We start from the raw sequence: 21,934 nt of genomic DNA on the forward strand, positions 1-21,934 counted from the left end.
GTTATCTTGGGTCAGACGCTTAGAACGTCTGGCCGAGGGAGAATTGGAACACTTGGGTTTCAGCGTCATCCGGTTTCTTGATCGGCATCGCCAGGGCGAAGCTCAAAGGCCCCAGCGCGGTGACCCAGGTCACACCCACGCCCACGGAGCTGGCCAGGTTGCTCAGGCCGATGTCGTTGCACTGAGTGTTGGACTTGGTGCCGTTGGTGTTGGTGGTGGTCTCGCACTTGGAATCGAATACGTTACCCACATCCCAGAATACCGAGGTACGCAGGGAGCGTTGGTCCTTGACGAACGGCATCGGGAACAGAAGCTCGACACCGCCCTGGATCAGAACGTTACCACCAAATGGCAGTGGGTCCTGGTCCGGGTCAAGCGCGGTACCGGCATTACCCGTTGCTCCTACGCCACGACTTGGCGTACTGCGAGGACCCAGGGTGCTGTCCTTGAAGCCGCGTACCGAGTTGAAACCACCGGCATAGTAGTTCTCGTAGAACGGCAGGCCTTCAGTCGAACCGTAACCGTCACCGTAACCCAGCTCGGTATGTAAGCGCATGGTGTAGTTGTCGGTCAGTGGCTGGAACAACTGGCCACGGTAGTCGAGTTTGAAGAACGACAGGTCGCTGCCAGGGGTAGTGGCTTCCAGTACCAGGCTCTGGGAATGGCCACGGGTCGCCAGCACACCTTTGTTCAGGGTCGACTCGGACCAGCCGGCGGACGCCTTGAAGTTCAGGTAGTTGTCGCCTTCCTTGTTTACGAAGTCGAAGATCTCGTCAACGGTATAGAGGCCGGTATTGATCTTGTCTGCCTGGGCGGTCAGACCAAAGGTCAGACGCGAGGTCTCACTGATTGGATAGCCGACGTTCGCACCGATACCCATGCTGTCGACCGCATAGCTGGTCAGGTCAGCATCGAGCTCGTCATAGTCAGTGGTGCGATAGAAGGCGTTGTAGCCCAGGCTCACACCGTCCGCAGTCCAGTAGGGGTCCACGAAGCCGAAGTTGTAGCGGGTCTGGTATTCGCTGCGGGTCAAGCCAACGCTGACACGGTTACCAGTACCCAGGAAGTTGTTCTGGGTGATCGAACCGCCGAGGATCAGGCCGGCGCTCTGGGCGAAACCGACGCTGGCGGTGATCGAGCCGGACGCCTGCTCTTCGACGCTGTAGTTCACATCGACCTGGTCATCGACGCCCGGTACTGCCGGCGTCTCGACGTTGACTTCCTTGAAGAAGCCCAGGCGCTCCAGACGGGTCTTGGACTGGTCGATCAGGTAGGTCGACGCCCAGCCACCTTCCATCTGGCGCATTTCACGGCGCAGCACCTCGTCCTCGGACTTGGTGTTGCCGCGGAAGTTGATGCGGTTGACGTAGGCACGCTTGCCCGGATCCACGGCGAAGGTGATGTCGACGGTATGGTCTTCATCGTGCGGTTGCGGCACGCCGTTGACGTTGGCGAAGGTGTAACCCTCGTTACCCAGGCGACGGGTGATCAGTTCGGAGGTGGTGGTCATCAGCTTGCGCGAGAACACCTGGCCCTTCTGCACCAGCAGCAACGACGTGACCTGGTCTTCAGGGACCTTCAGGTCGCCGCTGAGCTTGACGTCACGAACGGTGTACTTGTCGCCTTCGTTGACGTTGACGGTGATGTAGACGTGCTTCTTGTCCGGGGTGATGGACACCTGGGTCGAAGCGATGTCCATGTTGATATAGCCGCGGTCCAGGTAGTAGGAACGCAGGCGCTCCAGGTCACCGGAGAGCTTTTCTCGGGCGTACTTGTCATCGTTCTTGAAGAACGACAGCCAGTTGGTGGTCTTGAGCTCGAACAGGTCGATCAGGTCTTCATCAGGGAAAACGGTGTTGCCCACCACGTTGATGTGCTGGATCGCCGCCACGGTGCCTTCATTGATGTTGACCTTCAGGCCTACGCGGTTGCGTGGCTGCGGCACCACTTCGGTGTCGACGGTGGCCGAGTAACGGCCCTGGGCAACGTACTGGCGTTGCAGCTCGTTACGAACGCCTTCGAGGGTGGCGCGCTGGAAGATCTCGCCTTCGGCCAGGCCGGACTGTTTAAGGCCCTTCATCAGGTCTTCAGTGGAGATCGCCTTGTTGCCTTCGATCTCGATACTGGCGACCGATGGACGCTCGACTACCGTGATGACCAGTACATTGCCATCACGACCCAGCTGGATATCCTGAAAGAAGCCGGTTTTGAACAGCGCACGAGTGGATTCCACCAGACGCCGATCATCCGCCTGCTCGCCGACGTTTAACGGCAAGGCACCAAAGACACTACCCGCGGAGACCCGCTGGAGGCCATTGACGCGAATATCAGAGATAGTGAAGGACTCGGCGTGAACTTCGGCGATCATCAATACGGTGAGAACCGCAGTTAGCAGCAGACGTTTCATGAAGTCCTTTCTTATTCCAACTGGCAATAAACAAACTGCCGCAAAATGCGGCAGATTCGCAATTCAGCGAAGCGTTACAGACGACCCAGATCGTTGACCAAGGCAAGCAACATCACCCCGACCACCAAGCTGATACCGATCTGTATCCCCCAACCTTGCACCCTATCCGACAAGGGACGACCACGCGCCCACTCGATCAGATAAAACAACAGATGCCCCCCATCCAGTACCGGAATAGGCAGCAAATTCAGAACCCCCAGGCTAATGCTCAGATAAGCAAGGAAATTCAGGAAATCAGCGACGCCCGACTGGGCAGAAGCGCCCGCCACTTTAGCAATGGTTATCGGTCCACTCAAGTTTTTTACCGAGAGCTCGCCGAACAACATTTTCTTGAGCGAATCGAGGGTCAGGATGCTCATGGTCCAGGTACGACGCGCGCCCTCGCCAATCGCCTCCAAAGGACCGAAACTGACCTCGCGGATCATTTCCGGCGGCCAGTCGACAGCCTTGACGCCGGCCCCCAGATAGCCGGTCGGCGCCTTGCTCTCGCCACGGGCGCCCAGGGTTACCGGGAGGTCGATTGGCGCACCATCGCGCTCGACGCGCAGCACTATTTTGCTATCTGGACGTACACGAACCGAATCGACCACCTGCTGCCAGTCACTGACCGGCAGACCATCGAGCGCCAGCAGCCGATCACCGGTCTTCAGGCCTGCTGCCTGGGCCGGGCCTTTCGGATCAAGCTCGGCCAGCACCGGTGGCAACGCCGGTCGCCAGGGCCGGATACCCAGGGAACGGATCGGATCCGGCTCGTCGGCCCCCTTGAGCCAGTTATCCAGCACCAGTTCGCGAGGCGACTGCGTCGTGGCGCCCTGCTCACGCACCATCAGTTGCAGCGAGCCGCTCTCACCCAGACGCCGCACCAATTGCAGATTGACCGCCGCCCAACCCGAGGTGGGCTCGCCATCGATGGCGACGATCTCCTGACCAGCGCCCAACCCGGCCCGCGCGGCTATGCTGCCGGCCTCGACCGCGCCGATGACCGGCCGTACCTGCTCGCTGCCCAGCATGGCCAGGGCCCAGAAAAAAACCATGGCCAGCAAAAAGTTGGCTATCGGCCCGGCCGCCACGATGGCAATGCGTTGACGGACGGTCTTGCGATTGAAGGATTGGTCGAGCTGATCGGCGGGCACTTCACCTTCACGCTCGTCGAGCATCTTCACGTAGCCGCCCAGCGGAATGGCAGCCACAACGAATTCGGTGCCTTTTTTGTCATGCCAGCGCAGCAGGGGCATGCCGAAACCGACGGAAAAACGCAGAACCTTGACGCCACAGCGACGCGCGACCCAGAAATGACCGAATTCGTGAAAAGTGACCAACACCCCCAATGCAACCAGGGTGCCGACAATCATATAGAGCGCGCTCATCTGTTTTCTCCGCAATCCTGTCCAGGACAACCCTGGCTAACGTACCGCAGCCTCAACGCCCGTGGCGCTTCAACCATTGCCCCGCCAGCTCACGAGCCCTGGCGTCCGCCGTGAATACTGCATCGAGGTCATCGAGCGAAACCACAGCCTCGAGGTTCAAGACCTCCTCGATGATACTCGCGATCTCGAGGTAACGGACACGTCCGTCGAGAAACGCTGCAACCGCCACTTCATTGGCGGCATTAAGCATGGCCGGAGCACTGTTGCCTGCCTCAGCCGCCTGTCGCGCCAGACGCAGGCATGGAAAGCGCTGCTCATCAGGCGCCTGGAAATCCAGGCGGGCGATGGCGAACAGGTCCAGCGGTGCCACGCCCGAATCAATCCGCGCAGGCCAGGCCAACGCATTGGCGATCGGCGTACGCATGTCCGGGTTGCCCAATTGGGCCAGCACCGAACCGTCTATGTAATCCACCAGGGAGTGAATCACGCTCTGCGGGTGAATCACCACTTCCACCTGGGACGGTCTGGCATCGAACAACCAACAGGCCTCGATCAGTTCCAGGCCCTTGTTCATCATGCTGGCCGAATCCACGGAAATCTTGCGCCCCATGGACCAGTTCGGGTGAGCACAAGCCTGCTCGGGTGAAACATGCACCAACTCTTCCAGCGGCGTCTGCCGGAACGGACCGCCGGAAGCCGTCAGTAAAATCCGCCGGACCCCCACTGCGCCCAGGCCGCGGGAAAAGTCCTGCGGCATGCATTGAAAAATCGCATTGTGCTCGCTGTCGATGGGCAGCAGCACCGAACCGCTTTTGCGCACGGCCTGCATGAACAGCGCGCCGGACATGACCAGTGCTTCTTTATTGGCCAGCAGGATTTTTTTGCCTGCCTCCACCGCCGCCAGCGTCGGGCGCAACCCCGCCGCGCCGACAATCGCCGCCATCACCGCGTCGACTTCAGGATCGGAGGCGACCTGACACAGCCCCTCCTCCCCCACCAGCACATGGGTAGGCAAGCCTGCCGCGCGCAAGTCGTCCTGCAAGGCTCGGGCAAGGCCAGCCTCAGGCACCACGGCGAAACGCGGGGTGTGGCGTATGCACAGCGCCAGCAGCTCACTCAAGCGAGTAAAACCACTGAGGGCAAATACCTGATAGCGCTCCGGGTGACGCCCGATGACATCAAGTGTACTCAGACCGATCGAACCGGTAGCCCCCAGGACGGTAATTTGTTGAGGGCGACTCACGATGCCGCCATCCACAGCAACACGGCAAAGATCGGAATCGCAGCGGTCAGGCTGTCGATGCGATCCAGCACGCCACCATGGCCGGGCAGCAGATTACTGCTGTCCTTGATGCCGGATTGACGCTTGAACATGCTTTCGGTCAGGTCGCCGACCACCGATACAAACACGATGAGGGCGGCGCCAAACAGGCCCATCAGCAACTGCCCGGCACTCCACTCCCGCACGACGCCGACCACCGCTGTGATCACCAGGCTCAAGGCCAAGCCTCCATAGACCCCTTCCCAGCTCTTGCCAGGACTGACCTTGGGGGCAAGCTTGCGCTTGCCAAACGCCCGTCCGGAGAAATAGGCACCGACATCCGCCCCCCAGACCAACACCATCACGGCCATGATCTGCCAATTGCCCAACGAGCCTTGCTTGATCCAGATAAGCCCTTGCCAGGCCGGCAACAGGATAAGCAGGCCAATCACCAGCTTCGCGGCAGCGCCTGCCCAATGATGCGTGGTCTGCGGATAGGTCAACACCAGGAAGGTCGCCGTGGCCCACCACAACACCGATGCTCCCAGCACCCAGGGCGCGAGTCCCGGCACCAGGTACATGACGAACAGCATCGCCGCCACGGCCACGGCGTAGGCCACGCGCGCAGATTGCGCAGGAAAACCCGCCAGGCGCGCCCACTCCCACGCCCCCAAGGTCACGACCAACCCGATGAACAGCGCGAAACTGGCACCTTCAAGCAGGAAAAATCCACCCAGGGCGATGGGTAACAGGATCAGGGCGGTGATGATTCGTTGTTTAAGCATTAAACCCGGGCTCCAGCTTCGATCTGTTCGCTCGTTTTACCGAAACGACGCTGACGGGAAGCGAAATCGGCCAGCGCGGTGCGCATGGCTTCGTGTTTGAAGTCCGGCCAGAACAGGTCGGAGAAGTACAGCTCGGCGTAAGCCAGCTGCCAGAGCAGGAAGTTACTGATGCGATGCTCGCCACCGGTACGAATGCACAGATCCGGCAACGGCAAGTCACCGGTGGCCAGACAGGTCTGCAGCAGCTCGGGAGTGATGTCTTCCGGCCGCAGATGCCCTGCCTGGACCTCCCGCGCCAGCCGCTGGGCGGCCTGGGCGATGTCCCATTGGCCGCCATAGTTGGCGGCAATTTGCAGGACGAACCGATTAGCACCCGCCGTGGCAGCCTCGGCTTCGCGCATCGCAGCCTGCAACTCGGGATGAAAGCGCGAGCGGTCACCAATGATGCGCAGGCTGATGCTGTTGTCGTTGAGGCGCTTGGCCTCACGCCGCAAAGCCTTGAGGAACAGGTCCATCAAGGCGCTGACTTCATCGGCCGGACGCTGCCAGTTCTCACTGGAGAAAGCGAACAGGGTCAGTACCTCGACCCCGGCCTCGGCACACACCTCAATGACCGCGCGAACTGCATCGACCCCCGCCTTGTGCCCGGCCACGCCAGGCATAAAGCGCTTCTTGGCCCAGCGATTATTGCCATCCATGATGATCGCCACGTGACGCGGAATCGCAAACGGCACGGCCTGCTTGGTCTTTTCCATGAAAACGAGACCCTTATACGGCCATCAGGTCTTTTTCTTTCTGCGCCAAATCCGCATCGATCTTAGCCACGTACTTCTTGGTCAGATCATCAATCTCGCCAGCGGCGCGACGCTCTTCGTCCTCACTGATTTCCTTTTCCTTGACCAGATCCTTGAGCTGGCTGTTGGCATCACGACGGATGTTACGCACGGCGACGCGAGCGTCTTCAGCTACATCACGGGCCTGCTTGGTGAAGCCCTTACGGGTTTCCTCGGTCAGGGCCGGCATGGAAATCAGCAGCAACTCACCCAGGTTGGTCGGGTTCAGGTTCAGGCCGGCACTGCCGATGGCCTTGTCGACCGCGCCCAGCATGTTGCGCTCAAAGGCAACGACTTGCAGGGTCCGGGCATCCTTGACGGTGATGTTGGCCACTTGCTTGATCGGCGTATCAGCGCCGTAGTACGGCACCATCACACCTTCGAGAATGCTTGGGTGCGCCTGGCCGGTACGAATGCGACCGAAGTTGTGTGCCAGCGATTCCACGGATTTCTGCATGCGCTCTTGAGCGTCTTTCTTGATTTCGTTGATCATTGTTGTACTTCCTCGATCAGTGTTCCTTCGGCGCCGCCATGCACGATATTCAGCAGGGCGCCGGGCTTGTTCATGTTAAAGACGCGCAGCGGCATCTTGTGGTCGCGGCACAGACAGATAGCCGTCAGGTCCATGACACCCAGCTTGCGATCCAGTACTTCATCGTAGGTCAGATGATCGAACTTCTCGGCATGCGGATCTTTGAACGGGTCAGCGGTATAGACGCCATCGACCTTGGTTGCCTTGAGCACGACATCGGCATCGATCTCGATCGCTCGCAGGCAGGCGGCCGAATCCGTGGTGAAGAACGGATTACCGGTGCCGGCGGCAAAAATCACCACTTCCTTGGCATTGAGGTGGCGCATGGCTTTGCGGCGGTCGTAGTGATCGGTCACACCGACCATGGAAATGGCCGACATGACGATGGCCGAGATATTGGCACGCTCCAGCGCGTCGCGCATAGCCAGGGCGTTCATCACAGTGGCCAGCATGCCCATGTGGTCGCCCGTCACCCGATCCATCCCGGCCGCGCTCAGCGCAGCGCCGCGGAACAGGTTGCCGCCGCCGATGACCAGGCCGACCTGAACACCGATACCGACCAGTTGGCCGACTTCCAGCGCCATGCGATCCAGCACTTTCGGATCGATCCCGAACTCTTCCGAGCCCATCAGGGCCTCGCCGCTAAGCTTGAGTAGAATGCGTTTATAGCGAGCCTGATAACCACTGCCCTGCTGAGCCATTGCGAATCTCTCCTGCGGCGTATTTTCGAAAATTCTTTCAGGCTGTTTGCAGCCTGGGTTCACTCTAGCTTGACGCTGACACAGCGTCATCGAAACACGGCTTTGTAAGCCAGTTCCGACAGGAAACCAATATAAATCGGCATCCCCATCCAAAAAGAGGCTGCGCGCGTTAAGCGGGCAGCCTCTTCTGGGCGACAGTTAGAAAAACCGTCTTATTGCTTGGAAGCAGCCGCTACCTGAGCAGCAACTTCGTCAGCGAAGTTGTCGACTGGCTTCTCGATGCCTTCACCGACCGCAAAGCGAGTGAAGGAAACGATTTCAGCGCCGCCTTTCTTGGCCAGGGCACCCACGGTGATTTCCGGGTCCTTGACGAAAGCTTGCTCGACCAGGCTGGCTTCAGCCAGGAACTTGCTGATGCGGCCGCCGATCATTTTTTCAACGATTTCAGCTGGCTTGCCTTTCATCTTGTCTTCGTTGAGGCTCATGAACACGGCTTTTTCGCGTTCGATGGCTTCAGCGGAAACTTGCGATGGCAGCAGGAACTCAGGGTTGCTGGCCGCTACGTGCATGGCGATGTCCTTGGCCAGTTCAACAGAACCGCCCTTGAGGACAACTGCAACACCGATCTTGTTACCGTGCAGGTAAGTACCGACCACGTCACCTTCAACGCGAGCCAGACGACGGATGTTGACGTTCTCGCCGGTCTTGCCGACCAGAACCAGACGATCAGCTTCACGCGCTTCGATCAGCGGAGCGACATCAGTCAGCTTGTCAGCAAAGGCTTTTTCGACGCTGGCAGCGACGAATGCCTTGAAGTCATCCTGCAGAGCCAGGAAGTCGGTCTGGGAGTTGACTTCCAGCAGAACGGCGACCTTGCCGTCGTCCTTGATGGCGATGGCGCCTTCAGCGGCGACGTTGCCAGCTTTCTTGGCAGCCTTGATGGCGCCCGAAGCACGCATGTCATCAATGGCTTTCTCGATGTCGCCGCCAGCCTTGGTCAAGGCCTTCTTGCAGTCCATCATGCCTTCGCCGGTACGCTCGCGCAGTTCTTTGACCAACGCTGCAGTAATCTCTGCCATTTCAAAATCCTCTTGGATAGGTTTTCAACCATTCCACCCGATTGAACGGGCGTGCAATTCTTCCCGAGCCACCCTTGTTAGCCGCTGCACGTTACAGATGCTGTAGCTGCGCTGCTTACAAATGGTTTTCGAGGTGGCAAAAAGGGGGCCAAGCCCCCTTTTTGCTTACTGAGTCAACGCCAGGGCGTCAATTACTCAGCGGCTGCTGCCGGAGCTTCTTCAGCGAAGACTTCGGTGCCGCCATTAACATTGTTGCGACCACGGATAACAGCGTCAGCCATCGAACCCATGTACAGCTGGATGGCGCGAATGGCGTCATCGTTGCCTGGGATGATGTAGTCAACGCCTTCCGGGCTGCTGTTGGTATCGACAACGCCGATGACCGGGATACCCAGCTTGTTGGCTTCGGTGATCGCGATGCGCTCGTGGTCAACGTCGATCACGAACAGTGCGTCAGGCAGACCGCCCATGTCCTTGATACCGCCCAGGGAGCGGTCCAGCTTCTCAAGATCGCGAGTGCGCATCAGCGCTTCTTTCTTGGTCAGCTTGGCGAAAGTACCGTCTTCGGACTGCACTTCAAGGTCACGCAGACGCTTGATGGAAGCGCGAATGGTCTTGAAGTTGGTCAGCATGCCGCCCAACCAGCGGTGATCGACGTACGGAGAACCGCAACGTGCTGCTTCTTCAGCAACGATCTTGCCAGCGGAACGCTTGGTGCCGACGAACAGAATCTTGTTTTTGCCCTGGGCCAGGCGCTCTACGAAGGTCAGTGCTTCGTTGAACATCGGCAGGGTTTTTTCAAGGTTGATAATGTGGATCTTGTTACGCGCGCCGAAAATGTACTTACCCATTTTCGGGTTCCAGTAACGGGTCTGGTGACCGAAGTGCACACCGGCCTTCAGCATATCGCGCATGTTGACTTGGGACATGATAGTTCCTTGATAAGTCGGGTTTGGCCTCCACGTATCCCAATGACCAACCAGCGGCCTATATAAGCCGAAGGCACCCAGGTCATCGTGTCGACACGTGTGTGGATTTAAGCTTGCGGGGTCATCCCCGGAAAGCGGCGCATTTTATACCACAGCAAGGGCGAAAACGGAACACGGATTCTGAAAACCTCTTGTGGCGAGGGGATTTATCCCCGCTGGGGCGCGTAGCGGCCCCATACCAGGCGATTCAATCGACTTGATACACCATGCTGCCTGATTTGGGGCTGCTGCGTAGCCCAACGGGGATAAATCCCCTCACCACAGAGTTCCAGGCTGAAGAGCTCATTGCACTGATCGTCTGTTAGAATTGCGTTTTTCAGGGCCGCCCGGATCATCATCCGCCGCCTATTTCGTTTTGAACAGCGCCGCCGGGCGCAGAGAGAGCCTGTATGACCGTCACCCTCAAGACCCCCGAGGACATCGCAAAAATGCGTGTCGCCGGCAAACTCGCCGCCGATGTGCTGGAAATGATTGCCGAACACGTCAAGCCGGGCGTTACCACCGAAGAGCTGGACCGGATCTGCCACGACTATATTGTCAACGAGCAGAAAGCCATCCCTGCCCCGCTCAACTATAAAGGCTTCCCCAAGTCGATCTGCACCTCGATCAACCACGTGGTCTGCCACGGCATCCCCAACGAAAAGCCGTTGAAGGATGGCGACACCCTGAACATTGACGTTACCGTCATCAAGGACGGTTACCACGGCGACACCAGCCGCATGTTCCATGTCGGCAACGTGCCGGAATGGGCCCAGCGCCTGTCGAAAGTCACCCAGGAATGCATGTACATGGCCATCGAACTGGTGAAACCGGGCTGCCGCCTGGGAGACATCGGTGAAGTGATCCAGAAACACGCGCAAAAGAACGGCTTTTCGGTGGTGCGCGAATTCTGCGGCCACGGTATCGGCAAAGTGTTCCATGAAGAACCGCAGATCCTGCACTACGGCCGTGCCGGCACCGGCATGGAGCTGCAAGCGGGCATGACCTTCACCATCGAGCCCATGATCAACCAGGGGCGCGCCGACACCAAGGTACTGGGCGACGGCTGGACCGCCATCACCAAGGACCGCAAGCTGTCGGCCCAGTGGGAACATACCTTGCTGGTGACCGAGACTGGGTACGAGATCTTCACCCTGCGCAGCGATGACACCATCGCTCGCGTTTCCGCCTGATCCACAACCCAGCTATAGATAGAAAGAAAGGAAAGCCATTCGATGCCGCAGGTGGATCCCGAACTCTTCGACCGCGGCCAGTTCCAGGCTGAACTGGCCCTGAAGGCAAGCCCCATATCGGCCTTCAAGAAGGCGATCCGCCAGGCTCACGAAGTGCTCGACCAGCGCTTTCGCAGTGGCCGGGATATTCGCCGGCTGATCGAAGACCGTGCCTGGTTCGTCGATAACATCCTGCAAAAGGCCTGGGAGCAGTTCGACTGGAGCGAAGACGCCGACATCGCCTTGGTGGCGGTGGGTGGCTACGGGCGCGGCGAACTGCATCCCTACTCCGACATCGATTTGCTGATCCTGCTGGACAGCGCCGACCATGAAGTTTTCCGCGATTCCATCGAGCGTTTCCTGACCCTGCTGTGGGACATCGGCCTGGAAGTCGGTCAAAGCGTTCGCTCGGTGCAGGAATGCGCCGACGAGGCCCGCGCCGATCTGACGGTGATCACCAACCTGATGGAAAGCCGCACCATCGCCGGCCCCGAGCGCCTGCGCCAACGCATGCTCGAGGTCACCAGCACGGCGCACATGTGGCCCAGCAAGGACTTTTTCCTGGCCAAGCACGCCGAGCAGAAGGCCCGCCACCACAAGTACAACGACACCGAATACAACCTGGAACCCAACGTCAAAGGCTCCCCTGGCGGATTGCGGGACATCCAGACGATCCTGTGGGTTGCCCGTCGCCAGTACGGCACCCTGAACCTGCGAGCCCTGGCGGGCGAAGGCTTCCTGGTGGAAAGCGAAAACGCCCTGCTGGCCTCGTCCCAGGAGTTCCTGTGGAAAGTGCGCTACGCCTTGCACATGCTTGCCGGGCGCTCCGAAGACCGCTTGCTGTTCGATCACCAGCGCTCCATCGCGGGCTTGCTGGGCTTCGAGGGCCAGGATGCCAAGCAGTCCATCGAAAACTTCATGCAGCAGTACTACCGGGTGGTGATGAGCATCGCCCAGCTCAGCGAACTGATCATCCAGCACTTCGAGGAGGTCATCCTCGCCCCCGAAGACGAAGAACCGCCTCAGCCGATCAACTCCCGGTTCCAACTGCATGACGGCTACATCGAAGCACGCAACGCCAATGTGTTTCGCCGCACACCTTTTGCCATGCTCGAGATCTTCGTGCTCATGGCCCAGCAGCCGGAAATCAAAGGCGTACGAGCCGACACGATTCGCCTGCTGCGGGAAAACCGTCATCTGATCGATGACGATTTCCGCCACGATATCCGTAACACCAGCCTGTTCATCGAGCTGTTCAAGTGCAGGATCGGGGTGCATCGCAACCTGCGGCGTATGAACCGTTACGGCATTCTGGGGCGCTACCTGCCGGAGTTCGGCTTCATCGTCGGTCAAATGCAGCACGACCTGTTCCACATCTATACGGTCGATGCCCACACGCTGAACCTGATCAAGCACCTGCGTAAGTTGCAATACACCCAGGTATCGGAAAAATTCCCGCTGGCCAGCAAGCTCATGGGCAAGCTGCCCAAGCCCGAACTGATCTACATGGCGGGGCTTTACCACGATATCGGCAAGGGTCGCCAAGGCGATCACTCCGAGATCGGCGCGGTGGATGCCGAGGCGTTCTGCCAGCGCCATCAATTGCCGCTGTGGGACAGTCGGCTGATCGTCTGGCTGGTGCAGAATCACCTGGTGATGTCGACCACCGCCCAGCGCAAGGACCTGTCCGACCCGCAGGTGATCCACGACTTCGCCCAGACCGTCGGCGATGAAACACGACTGGACTACCTCTATGTGCTGACCGTGGCCGATATCAACGCCACCAACCCGAGCCTGTGGAATTCCTGGCGCGCCAGCCTGTTGCGCCAGCTCTACACCGAGACCAAGCGTGCCTTGCGCCGTGGCCTGGAAAACCCGGTGGACCGCGAAGAGCAGATCCGTCGCACCCAAACTGCCGCACTGGACATCCTGGTGCGCGGCGGCACCGATCCGGACGACGTCGAGCAGCTCTGGTCGCAGTTGGGCGATGACTATTTCCTGCGCCACACTGCCGGCGACGTCGCCTGGCACAGCGATGCGATTTTGCAGCAACCGGCCGATGGCGGGCCATTGGTGCTGATCAAGGAAACCACCCAGCGCGAGTTCGAGGGCGGCACGCAGATTTTCATCTACGCCCCGGACCAGCACGACTTCTTCGCCGTGACCGTGGCGGCGATGGACCAGCTCAACCTCAACATTCACGACGCCCGGGTCATTACGTCCAGCAGCCAGTTCACCCTCGACACCTACATCGTGCTCGACACCGATGGCGATTCGATTGGCGACAACCCGGCGCGGGTCAAACAGATCCGCGACGGTCTCACCGAGGCCCTGCGCAACCCGGCCGATTACCCGACCATCATCCAGCGTCGGGTCCCGCGCCAGCTCAAGCATTTTGCGTTTGCGCCCCAGGTGACGATCCACAACGACGCCCAGCGCCAGGTCACGGTGCTGGAACTCAGCGCCCCGGACCGCCCGGGCCTGCTGGCGCGGGTCGGGCATATCTTCCTGGAGTTCGACCTGTCGCTGCAGAACGCCAAGATCGCCACCCTGGGCGAGCGGGTGGAAGACGTGTTCTTCATCACCGACGCGCATAACCAGCCGCTGTCCGATCCGCAGTTGTGCAGCCGCTTGCAGGACGCGATTGTCCGGCAGCTGAGCGTCAACCAGGAACCTGATACTCATCTGACACGCATCAGCATCTGAACGAACAAATTTCCCCATGTGGGAGCGGGCTTGCTCGCGAAAGCGGTGGGTCAGTCAGCATAATCCTTCACTGACCCACCGCTTTCGCGAGCAAGTCGGATCGCCGCTCCGCCGCTCCCACATTGAACGAGGCCCTCGATGAACAACGCTCTGAACCAGCTCCAGCCCTACCCGTTCGAAAAGCTCCGCGCCCTGTTGGGCAGCGTCACGCCAAACCCGGACAAGCGGCCAATTGCCCTGTCCATCGGTGAGCCCAAGCACCGCTCGCCGAGCTTTGTAGCCGACGCCCTGGCCAGCAATCTGGAAAAAATGGCCGTGTACCCGACCACCCTCGGTATCCCGGAGTTGCGTGAAGCGATCGCGGGCTGGTGCGAACGTCGCTTCAACGTGCCGAACGGCTGGCTGGACCCGGCGCGCAACGTGCTGCCGGTCAATGGCACCCGTGAAGCGCTGTTTGCCTTCACCCAAACCGTGGTCAACCGTGGCGACGATGCGCTGGTGGTCAGCCCGAATCCGTTCTATCAGATCTATGAAGGCGCAGCGTTCCTGGCCGGGGCCAAGCCGCATTACCTGCCCTGCCTGGACGAAAACGGCTTCAACCCGGACTTCGATGCCGTCTCGCCGGACATCTGGAAACGCTGCCAGATCCTGTTCCTGTGCTCGCCTGGCAACCCGACCGGCGCGCTGATCCCGGTGGACGTCCTGAAGAAACTCATCGCCCTGGCCGACGAGCACGACTTCGTCATCGCCGCGGACGAGTGCTACAGCGAACTGTACTTCGACGAACAGACCCCGCCGCCAGGCCTGCTCAGCGCCTGCGTCGAGCTCGGCCGCCAGGATTTCAAGCGCTGCGTGGTGTTCCACAGCCTGTCCAAACGCTCCAACCTGCCAGGCCTGCGCTCCGGTTTCGTCGCCGGCGATGCGGACATCCTCAAGGGCTTCTTGCTGTATCGCACCTACCACGGCTGCGCGATGCCGGTTCAGACCCAACTGGCAAGCATCGCCGCGTGGAACGACGAAGAGCATGTACGGGCCAACCGTGCGCTGTACCGGGAGAAGTTCGACGCGGTGCTGGAGATCCTCAGCCCGGTGCTGGACGTGCAACGTCCTGATGGCAGCTTCTATCTGTGGCCGAATGTGGCCGGCGATGACGCAGCATTCTGCCGGGACCTGTTCGAACAGGAACACGTCACCGTGGTGCCGGGCTCCTACCTGTCCCGCGATGTGGATGGCGTCAACCCGGGTGCCGGGCGCGTGCGCATGGCCCTGGTCGCGCCGCTGGCCGAGTGCGTGGAAGCGGCGGAGCGGATTCGGGCGTTCATTCAGCGTCGGGGTTGATGGCTGCACCAGAACTTGAGCGAACTGCTGTTGTGGCGAGGGGATTTATCCCCGCTGGGCTGCGAAGCGGCCCCCAAGGCAGTCAACTCAATTTGCCTGACATACCGCATCATCCGGTTTTAGGGCTGCTTCGCAGCCCAGCGGGGATAAATCCCCTCGCCACATAGGGCTCTGTGTTCACTGGGATTATGTGTTGGTCTTTCGATTTATCGCGAGCAGGCTCGCTCCCACAGTGAATTTGTGTTGCTCACAGGACTTGTGATCAACATCAGTCCCTGTGGGAGCAAAGCTTGCTCGCGATGAGGCCGGCACTTATTGCATCAAGTCCGAAGCTCTACCCGATCCAGGCACTTGTTCGCCAACAACATCCCCAACTCAATCATCTGGGCCACTCCCAATGCTACATGTCGTCGCGAGCCGTCCTGATCGAAGGCAAGGTCGTTGAGCATTGCATTGGCCGAAGCCAGGGTTTCACTGAGGTTGGCCAGCAACACTTCGGTGTCGATACCTTCAGCCACAGTGAACAGATGTACTGAAGGCTTGGGTTCTGGCTTGCTGTCGTCGGGTTTGAGGTATTGATCCAGCACACGGTCAGCGGCCTCTTGCAGCTTTTCGGGGGCGTAATCGCCATAAGGGAAAGTAGAGGCAGGTTTTGGTGGATTTTGGGGTTCTTTGTTCATCGAATTGCTTGCTCCCTAGAGCTGAAGATGTAAGCCCTGCACTTGGATTGTGCAGAAGCCAGTGCTCCTAGAGGATGTTCGGATTCTCACGTCCGGTCGCTGAATTGGCAGCGACACCCAGAGGCTAGAGCCCTCGCTTCCGACGGACAACCTTAAAAACTTGTCGGAAACTTCGGTGCGTCTGACAGACCGCGGTATGTCTGATCAGAAAAGAAAAGACATAAAACCTACCGCGAACGCCAAGCCGTTGATTTTGCTTACTTTGTACACCGAAAGATCTCATTCAACCCTGTTACGAAGGTTCAAGCTGGCTTGAATTCGCTATCCCCTGTAGCCATAATCCTCCCCGTCACCAGCGAAAGCTGGCAGGAGTCTGGGTCCCTCTCGAGGTTGACCCAGCGGCGCAGAAAGGGCGAAGCAAGCTCAACTGCGTGTCGATTGAAGCCGCCTTCGGGCGGCTTTGCTTTTTTATGAGGATAAGGAATGCCTCTTTATTACCATCCCAAGCAAGGCGATGTTCTTCTTTGCGACTTCACGCGGGGCTTTGTTGCGCCTGAAATGCTGAAGGTCCGCAAGGTGGTGGTGATCTCTCCTATGGCGAGGGGATTTATCCCCGCTGGGCTGCGATGCAGTCCCAAAGCAGTCAATTTAAGCTGTCTGACACAACGCGTTGTTAGATTTTAGGGCTGCTTCGCAGCCCAGCGGGGATAAATCCCCTCGCCACAATATGTCCTGCGCATCATTACTATTTACCCAACCCCAAATTCGCCTCCGCCAGATCCAACTCCCCCAGCACCTCACGCAGCACATCATCGCCAATCTGGTGATGACGACTAAGGCGATACAACTCCAGGCGCTGCGCCCGAAAAGCCTTCAGGCGCAGCCGGCGCTCCAGCAGGTCCATCTCGAATGCCAACGCCTGGGCTTCGGCGGAGTCGTTGAATACGTCGAGCTGATGACGATACTCAGACATCAACCGCGCCTTGACCTCGGCCGCCAGCGCCGCCTGTGCTGCATCCGGGGTACTGGTCGCCTCGGTCGATTCCTCCACTTCCAGTGCATGGATCGCCGCTTCAGCGGTTTTGCGCCAGGCATCGCGAACTTCGTTGCGGCGCTTGTCGTCGGGGCTCTTCTCGATGCCCCGTAGCAGCAGAGGCAGGGCGATGCAGGCCGCAATCAACGACAGCAGAATGACCCCGGCGGCAATGAAGATCAGCAAGTCTCGTTCGGGAAACACACCCCCCGCGCCCAACAGCAACGGCACCGACATCACGCCCGCCAGCGTCACTGCACCGCGTACGCCGCCGAAGGTCAGCAACCAGCAGGAGCGCGCAGTCGGCACCAAAGTCAGCTCGCCCTTGCCACGCCAACGGCGCAACCACCCAGACAGACGCCAGATGCTTTGCACCCAGACAAACCGCAGCACCAGCAACACCAGGAAAATCGCCACCACGTCCAGGCAGCGGTAGAACAGCGTCGGCCACAACGTGGCTTCGTGGCTGGTCACCGCCTTGACGATGTCCGGTAATTGCAAGCCCAGCAGCAGGAAGATCAAGCCGTTGAAGGCAAACTCCAGCAATGACCAGACACTGCGATTGAGCAGCCGTGTGCCCGTCTGACGCGGCAGCAGATCAAGCCAGCTCTGCATCATCCCGGCCGCCACCGCCGAGAGAATGCCTGATGCACCCAACCGCTCGGCCAGCACATACGCGGCGAAAGGTAACAGCAACATGAACACCACATGGGTCGCCGGGTCGTCCCAGCCCCGGGCGACCATCCAGGCGCGCAAACGCCCCACCAGCCAGCTCAAGGCCACGCCGACCAGCAGACCGCCGATTGCCACCAGCACGAAGGCCAGACTGGCGTTAGCGAGGGAAAACACGCCGGTAATAGCCGCCGCCAAGGCAAATTTGAACGTCACCAGGCCCGAGGCGTCGTTCATCAGCGCTTCGCCTTGGAGCATATGCATCAGGGGCCCGGGCAGCCGATCGCGGGCAATCGCCGACACTGCCACCGCGTCGGTCGGCGACAGCACCGCCGCCAGGGCAAACGCCACCGGCAGCGGGATACTCGGCAGCAGCCAGTGAATGAAATAACCGGCGCCCACTACCGTAAACAGCACCAGCCCCACCGCCAACGTCAGGATCGGTCCGCGCAGGCGCCAGAATTCGCGTTTGGGCATGCGCCAGCCGTCGGAGAACAGCAGAGGCGGCAGGAACAAAAACAGAAACAACTCCGGGTTAAGCGTTACATGCAACCCCAGGGAGGGCCAGGCCAGCAACGCCCCTGCGCCGATCTGCACCAAGGGCAACGGCAGCGGGACCAACCGTCCGATCAGCCGCGACACACTCACCAGCGTTAACAGGATCAGGACGGTATAAGCGCTTTGCATAAAACGGTTTCCAATTACAGCCACACACATCCGGCAACAGCTTGCCGTTGAAGTGCCATATTAACCGCCTAGCATTAACTTGGCCGTTACACCTATGTCGCAGCAGCTCTTTAGTGAGCAAGCTGTGGGAGCAAAGCTTGCTCGCGATGAAAACACCTCGGTCTGCCAGAAGACCGCGTTATCGTTCATCGCGGGCAAGCCTCGCTCCCACAACTGTCCGGTCATGGCATAATCCTTCACCTTTTATTTCCAGCACCTGCAAAGGGGGCAATTCCTTGACCGATTCAAGCAAAACGTTGCACCTTTTCGGCATCAAAGCCTGTGACACGATGAAAAAGGCGCGCACCTGGCTCGATGAACACGCTGTCAACTATGACTTTCACGATTACAAAACCGTCGGCATTGACCGTGAGCACCTGACCCAATGGTGCAACGAGCATGGCTGGCAAGTGGTGTTGAACCGTGCCGGTACGACCTTTCGCAAACTCGACGACGAACGCAAAGCCGATCTCGACCAGACGAAAGCCATCGAACTGATGCTCGCCCAACCCTCGATGATCAAGCGCCCGGTGCTTGATCTCGGTGACCGAACCCTGATTGGCTTCAAGCCAGATATTTATGCGGCAGAGATCAAGTAAGCCTGCCCAGTCCATTTTGTAGAGGTAATTTCATGTCCAGTACTCTGTTCAGCCTGGCCTTCGGTGTCGGCACGCAAAACCGTCAAGGCACCTGGCTGGAAGTGTTCTACGCCCAACCATTGCTCAACCCTTCGGCCGAGATCGTCAAGGCCATCGCGCCGATTCTGGGCTATAGCGAAGGCAACCAGGCCATCACCTTCACCACCGCCCAGGCCTCGCAACTGGCTGACGCGCTCAAGGGCGTCGATGCCGCGCAAGCCGCATTGCTGACCCGCCTGGCCGAGAGCCACAAGCCGCTGGTCGCCACCCTGCTGGCTGAAGACGCACAACTGAGCTCCACGCCCGAGGCCTACCTCAAGCTGCATCTGTTGTCCCACCGCCTGGTCAAGCCTCACGGCCTGAACCTGACCGGCATTTTCCCGCTGCTGCCGAACGTGGCCTGGACCAGCCAGGGCGCAATCGACCTGAGCGAACTGGCCGAGCACCAGCTCGAAGCCCGTCTGCGCGGCGAGTTGCTGGAAGTGTTCTCGGTGGACAAGTTCCCGAAAATGACTGACTACGTGGTCCCGGCCGGCGTGCGTATCGCCGATGCCGCGCGGATCCGCCTGGGCGCCTACGTGGGCGAAGGCACCACGGTGATGCACGAAGGTTTCGTCAACTTCAACGCCGGCACCGAAGGCCCGGGCATGATCGAAGGTCGTGTCTCGGCAGGCGTGTTCGTCGGCAAAGGCTCGGACCTGGGTGGCGGTTGCTCCACCATGGGCACCCTGTCGGGCGGCGGCAACATCGTGATCAAGGTCGGCGAAGGCTGCCTGATCGGCGCCAACGCCGGCATCGGTATCCCGCTGGGCGATCGCAACACCGTGGAGTCGGGCCTGTACGTGACCGCCGGCACCAAGGTGGCGCTGCTGGACGAGAACAACCAGTTGGTCAAGGTGGTCAAGGCCCGCGAACTGGCCGGCCAGCCCGATCTGCTGTTCCGCCGCAACTCGGAGACCGGCGCGGTGGAATGCAAAACCCATAAATCGGCCATCGAGCTGAACGAAGCACTGCACGCCCACAACTAAGCTTCACACCACCACTTGTGGGGGCGAGCCTGTGTGGGAGCCGAGCTTGCTCGCGATGAACGATGACGCGGTCTTGCAGTTAAACCGTGTCGCTGCCATCGCGAACAAGCTCGGCTCCCCCAAAAAAGCCCGCTCCCACAAGGTCCGGCGTAACTCCAGCAGGGCCCGAAAGCATGTTGATTCCCTCTCCCTGGCGCGCCGACTTCCCGGCCATCGCCGCCTTGCAACGGCAAGGCCAGACCTACCTGGACAACGCCGCCACCACGCAAAAACCCCAGGCCCTACTGGACGCTCTGGCGCATTACTATGCCAATGGCGCGGCCAACGTGCACCGCGCGCAGCATCTGCCGGGCGCCCATGCGACCCAGGCCTTCGAAGACAGCCGACTCAAAGTGTCGCAATGGCTCAATGCAGGGGATTGCGGGCAAATCGTCTTCACCCATGGCGCCACTTCGGCGCTGAATCTTCTGGCCTATGGGCTGGAACATCTGTTCAATCCGGGCGATGAAATCGTCATCAGCGCCCTGGAACACCACGCCAACCTGCTGCCGTGGCAACAACTGGCCGAGCGTCGTGCGCTGACGCTGGTGGTGCTGCCGCTGGATGCCGACGGGGTGATCGATATCAGCGCCGCCGCCGAACTGATCGGCCCACGTACGCGCCTGCTGGCAGTGAGCCAGTTGTCCAACGTGCTGGGTACTTGGCAGCCCTTACCAGCGCTATTGGCCCTGGCCAAGGCCCAGGGCGCGCTGACGGTGATCGATGGCGCCCAGGGCGTGGTTCATGGCCGTCACGATGTGGAGGCACTGGGCTGCGACTTTTATGTATTTTCCAGCCACAAGCTCTATGGCCCCGAAGGACTGGGCGTGTTGTTCGGCCGCACCGACGCGCTTCATCAACTGCGTCATTGGCAGTTCGGCGGCGAGATGGTGCAACAAGCCGACTACCACAGCGCCACGTTCCGTCCTGCGCCACTGGGCTTCGAAGCCGGCACGCCGCCGATTGCCAGTGTGATCGGCCTGGGCGCGACCCTCGACTACCTGTCCGGCCTCGACCAGCAGGCTGTCAGCGACCATGAAACTGCATTGCATGACTACCTGCTCCACGGGCTGCTGGCGCGCAACGGCGTCCGCCTGGTGGGCAAGCCGAGCCTGGCCCTGGTCAGCTTCGTGGTCGAAGGCGTGCACAACGCTGACCTGGCCCACTTGCTGACCGAACAAGGCATCGCTGTACGCGCCGGGCATCACTGCGCCATGCCGCTGTTCAAGCATCTGAAGCTGTCGGGGGCGATTCGCGTGTCGCTGGCGCTGTACAACGACTCCGCCGATATCGAACGCTTCTTCGAAGCGCTGGACCAGGCCCTGGAGGTGCTCCGATGAACCTGCCGGCCGACGCGGCCACAGCGCTGCAAGTTTTTCAGGACGCATCGGGTTGGGAACAGCGCGCCCGGCTGCTGATGCAATGGGGCGAGCGTCTAGCGCCCTTGAGTGATGCGGACAAATGCGATGCCAATCTCGTCCACGGCTGTGAGAGTCAGGTATGGCTGGTGGGTCGCTTGCATGAAGGGCACTGGCAGTTTTGCGCCAGCAGCGATGCGCGATTGATCCGAGGGCTGGTGGCGTTGCTGCTGGCGCGGGTCAATGGGTTGTCTGCCGTGGAGTTGCGTCAGGTGGATTTACCGGATTGGTTCAACCAGCTGGGATTGTCCCGGCAGCTGTCGCCGTCGCGTAGCAATGGTTTGAATGCGGTGTTGAAGCGGATGCTTGAGTTGACTCAATGATTGTGGCGAGGGGATTTATCCCCGTTGGGCTGCGAAGCAGCCCTAAAGCAGTCAACTCAAGCTGTCTGACACAGCGCATTGTTAGGTTTGAGGGCTGCTTCGCAGCCC

General features: G+C 60.0%; 18 protein-coding genes. 7 read left to right on the forward strand and 11 right to left on the reverse strand.

Annotated features, from left to right (window positions below; translation table 11 throughout):
• Positions 1 to 19: 19 nt before the first annotated feature.
• The 9 genes from bamA to rpsB all read right to left on the reverse strand — a co-directional run bounded on the left by bamA (position 20) and on the right by rpsB (position 9,954).
• The gene (gene bamA / locus BMY45_RS21460; protein ID WP_092401207.1) at positions 20 to 2,407 is read right to left on the reverse strand and encodes an outer membrane protein assembly factor BamA; all 2,388 of its coding nucleotides are present in this window, start codon (positions 2,405 to 2,407) and stop codon (positions 20 to 22) included.
• 74 nt (positions 2,408 to 2,481) lie between these two features.
• Positions 2,482 to 3,834, reverse strand: coding sequence for an RIP metalloprotease RseP (gene rseP / locus BMY45_RS21465; protein WP_092401210.1), 1,353 nt, complete (start codon positions 3,832 to 3,834; stop codon positions 2,482 to 2,484).
• A 52-nt stretch (positions 3,835 to 3,886) separates the two neighbouring features.
• Positions 3,887 to 5,077: a 1-deoxy-D-xylulose-5-phosphate reductoisomerase gene (gene ispC / locus BMY45_RS21470; RefSeq protein ID WP_092401213.1), complete on the reverse strand. Its 1,191-nt coding sequence runs from the start codon at positions 5,075 to 5,077 to the stop codon at positions 3,887 to 3,889.
• Entirely contained in the window at positions 5,074 to 5,880 is an 807-nt protein-coding gene (locus BMY45_RS21475) for a phosphatidate cytidylyltransferase (RefSeq protein ID WP_092401216.1), read from the reverse strand. Before BMY45_RS21475 ends, ispC begins: the two co-directional genes overlap by 4 nt.
• Complete coding sequence (gene uppS / locus BMY45_RS21480; protein ID WP_047227563.1) at positions 5,880 to 6,635, reverse strand: polyprenyl diphosphate synthase; 756 nt, start codon at positions 6,633 to 6,635, stop codon at positions 5,880 to 5,882. Before uppS ends, BMY45_RS21475 begins: the two co-directional genes overlap by 1 nt.
• A gap of 13 nt (positions 6,636 to 6,648) precedes the next feature.
• A complete protein-coding gene (gene frr, locus BMY45_RS21485) occupies positions 6,649 to 7,206 on the reverse strand; it encodes a ribosome recycling factor (RefSeq protein WP_047227562.1) in 558 nt (185 codons plus the stop codon).
• Positions 7,203 to 7,946 (reverse strand): UMP kinase, encoded by a 744-nt coding sequence (gene pyrH, locus BMY45_RS21490; protein ID WP_024779012.1) that lies wholly within the window; start codon positions 7,944 to 7,946, stop codon positions 7,203 to 7,205. The genes frr and pyrH overlap by 4 nt, the downstream gene beginning before the upstream one ends.
• A 212-nt stretch (positions 7,947 to 8,158) precedes the next feature.
• Positions 8,159 to 9,025: a translation elongation factor Ts gene (tsf, locus tag BMY45_RS21495; RefSeq protein ID WP_047227561.1), complete on the reverse strand. Its 867-nt coding sequence runs from the start codon at positions 9,023 to 9,025 to the stop codon at positions 8,159 to 8,161.
• A gap of 191 nt (positions 9,026 to 9,216) precedes the next feature.
• Positions 9,217 to 9,954, reverse strand: a complete 738-nt coding sequence (rpsB, locus tag BMY45_RS21500) for a 30S ribosomal protein S2 (protein WP_003198231.1) — start codon at positions 9,952 to 9,954, stop codon at positions 9,217 to 9,219.
• A gap of 449 nt (positions 9,955 to 10,403) precedes the next feature.
• Here rpsB and map point away from each other — a divergent pair, with 449 nt between their 5' ends.
• From map to dapC, 3 genes are all read left to right on the forward strand, one after another.
• On the forward strand, positions 10,404 to 11,186 hold the full coding sequence (map, locus tag BMY45_RS21505; RefSeq protein ID WP_047227560.1) for a type I methionyl aminopeptidase: 783 nt from the start codon (positions 10,404 to 10,406) through the stop codon (positions 11,184 to 11,186).
• A gap of 42 nt (positions 11,187 to 11,228) precedes the next feature.
• Positions 11,229 to 13,931, forward strand: coding sequence for a [protein-PII] uridylyltransferase (locus BMY45_RS21510; protein WP_092401219.1), 2,703 nt, complete (start codon positions 11,229 to 11,231; stop codon positions 13,929 to 13,931).
• Positions 13,932 to 14,069: 138 nt separating this feature from the next.
• Positions 14,070 to 15,269 (forward strand): succinyldiaminopimelate transaminase, encoded by a 1,200-nt coding sequence (dapC, locus tag BMY45_RS21515; RefSeq protein ID WP_092401222.1) that lies wholly within the window; start codon positions 14,070 to 14,072, stop codon positions 15,267 to 15,269.
• A 320-nt stretch (positions 15,270 to 15,589) separates the two neighbouring features.
• Here dapC and BMY45_RS21520 read toward each other — a convergent pair whose 3' ends face one another.
• Complete coding sequence (locus BMY45_RS21520; RefSeq protein ID WP_092401225.1) at positions 15,590 to 15,949, reverse strand: DUF6124 family protein; 360 nt, start codon at positions 15,947 to 15,949, stop codon at positions 15,590 to 15,592.
• Positions 15,950 to 16,694: 745 nt separating this feature from the next.
• Positions 16,695 to 18,341 (reverse strand): Na+/H+ antiporter, encoded by a 1,647-nt coding sequence (locus tag BMY45_RS21530; RefSeq protein WP_092401231.1) that lies wholly within the window; start codon positions 18,339 to 18,341, stop codon positions 16,695 to 16,697.
• Positions 18,342 to 18,616: 275 nt separating this feature from the next.
• Between BMY45_RS21530 and BMY45_RS21535 the strand changes: the two genes are divergently transcribed.
• From BMY45_RS21535 to BMY45_RS21550, 4 genes are all read left to right on the forward strand, one after another.
• Positions 18,617 to 18,979 (forward strand): ArsC family reductase, encoded by a 363-nt coding sequence (locus BMY45_RS21535; RefSeq protein ID WP_256244164.1) that lies wholly within the window; start codon positions 18,617 to 18,619, stop codon positions 18,977 to 18,979.
• A 32-nt stretch (positions 18,980 to 19,011) separates the two neighbouring features.
• Positions 19,012 to 20,046, forward strand: coding sequence for a 2,3,4,5-tetrahydropyridine-2,6-dicarboxylate N-succinyltransferase (gene dapD, locus BMY45_RS21540; RefSeq protein ID WP_092401234.1), 1,035 nt, complete (start codon positions 19,012 to 19,014; stop codon positions 20,044 to 20,046).
• Positions 20,047 to 20,219: 173 nt separating this feature from the next.
• Positions 20,220 to 21,425, forward strand: coding sequence for an aminotransferase class V-fold PLP-dependent enzyme (locus tag BMY45_RS21545; RefSeq protein ID WP_092401237.1), 1,206 nt, complete (start codon positions 20,220 to 20,222; stop codon positions 21,423 to 21,425).
• Entirely contained in the window at positions 21,422 to 21,826 is a 405-nt protein-coding gene (locus tag BMY45_RS21550; RefSeq protein WP_092401240.1) for a SufE family protein, read from the forward strand. Before BMY45_RS21545 ends, BMY45_RS21550 begins: the two co-directional genes overlap by 4 nt.
• The last annotated feature ends 108 nt before the right edge of the window (positions 21,827 to 21,934 follow it).

This window comes from Pseudomonas sp. NFACC39-1, from assembly GCF_900110355.1.
GTDB classification, from domain to species: Bacteria; Pseudomonadota; Gammaproteobacteria; order Pseudomonadales; family Pseudomonadaceae; genus Aquipseudomonas; species Aquipseudomonas tehranensis.

Bases quoted from the DNA above. Each gene is read 5' to 3' on its own strand.
- BMY45_RS21475 (WP_092401216.1), bottom strand. From the start codon at position 5,880: ATGCTTAAACAACGAATCATCACCGCCCTGATCCTGTTACCCATCGCC.
- rseP (WP_092401210.1), bottom strand. From the start codon at position 3,834: ATGAGCGCGCTCTATATGATTGTCGGCACCCTGGTTGCATTGGGGGTG.
- pyrH (WP_024779012.1), bottom strand. From the start codon at position 7,946: ATGGCTCAGCAGGGCAGTGGTTATCAGGCTCGCTATAAACGCATTCTA.
- dapD (WP_092401234.1), top strand. From the start codon at position 19,012: ATGTCCAGTACTCTGTTCAGCCTGGCCTTCGGTGTCGGCACGCAAAAC.
- bamA (WP_092401207.1), bottom strand. From the start codon at position 2,407: ATGAAACGTCTGCTGCTAACTGCGGTTCTCACCGTATTGATGATCGCC.
- frr (WP_047227562.1), bottom strand. From the start codon at position 7,206: ATGATCAACGAAATCAAGAAAGACGCTCAAGAGCGCATGCAGAAATCC.
- BMY45_RS21550 (WP_092401240.1), top strand. From the start codon at position 21,422: ATGAACCTGCCGGCCGACGCGGCCACAGCGCTGCAAGTTTTTCAGGAC.
- tsf (WP_047227561.1), bottom strand. From the start codon at position 9,025: ATGGCAGAGATTACTGCAGCGTTGGTCAAAGAACTGCGCGAGCGTACC.
- BMY45_RS21520 (WP_092401225.1), bottom strand. From the start codon at position 15,949: ATGAACAAAGAACCCCAAAATCCACCAAAACCTGCCTCTACTTTCCCT.
- BMY45_RS21530 (WP_092401231.1), bottom strand. From the start codon at position 18,341: ATGCAAAGCGCTTATACCGTCCTGATCCTGTTAACGCTGGTGAGTGTG.
- uppS (WP_047227563.1), bottom strand. From the start codon at position 6,635: ATGGAAAAGACCAAGCAGGCCGTGCCGTTTGCGATTCCGCGTCACGTG.
- BMY45_RS21545 (WP_092401237.1), top strand. From the start codon at position 20,220: ATGTTGATTCCCTCTCCCTGGCGCGCCGACTTCCCGGCCATCGCCGCC.
- map (WP_047227560.1), top strand. From the start codon at position 10,404: ATGACCGTCACCCTCAAGACCCCCGAGGACATCGCAAAAATGCGTGTC.
- dapC (WP_092401222.1), top strand. From the start codon at position 14,070: ATGAACAACGCTCTGAACCAGCTCCAGCCCTACCCGTTCGAAAAGCTC.
- rpsB (WP_003198231.1), bottom strand. From the start codon at position 9,954: ATGTCCCAAGTCAACATGCGCGATATGCTGAAGGCCGGTGTGCACTTC.
- BMY45_RS21510 (WP_092401219.1), top strand. From the start codon at position 11,229: ATGCCGCAGGTGGATCCCGAACTCTTCGACCGCGGCCAGTTCCAGGCT.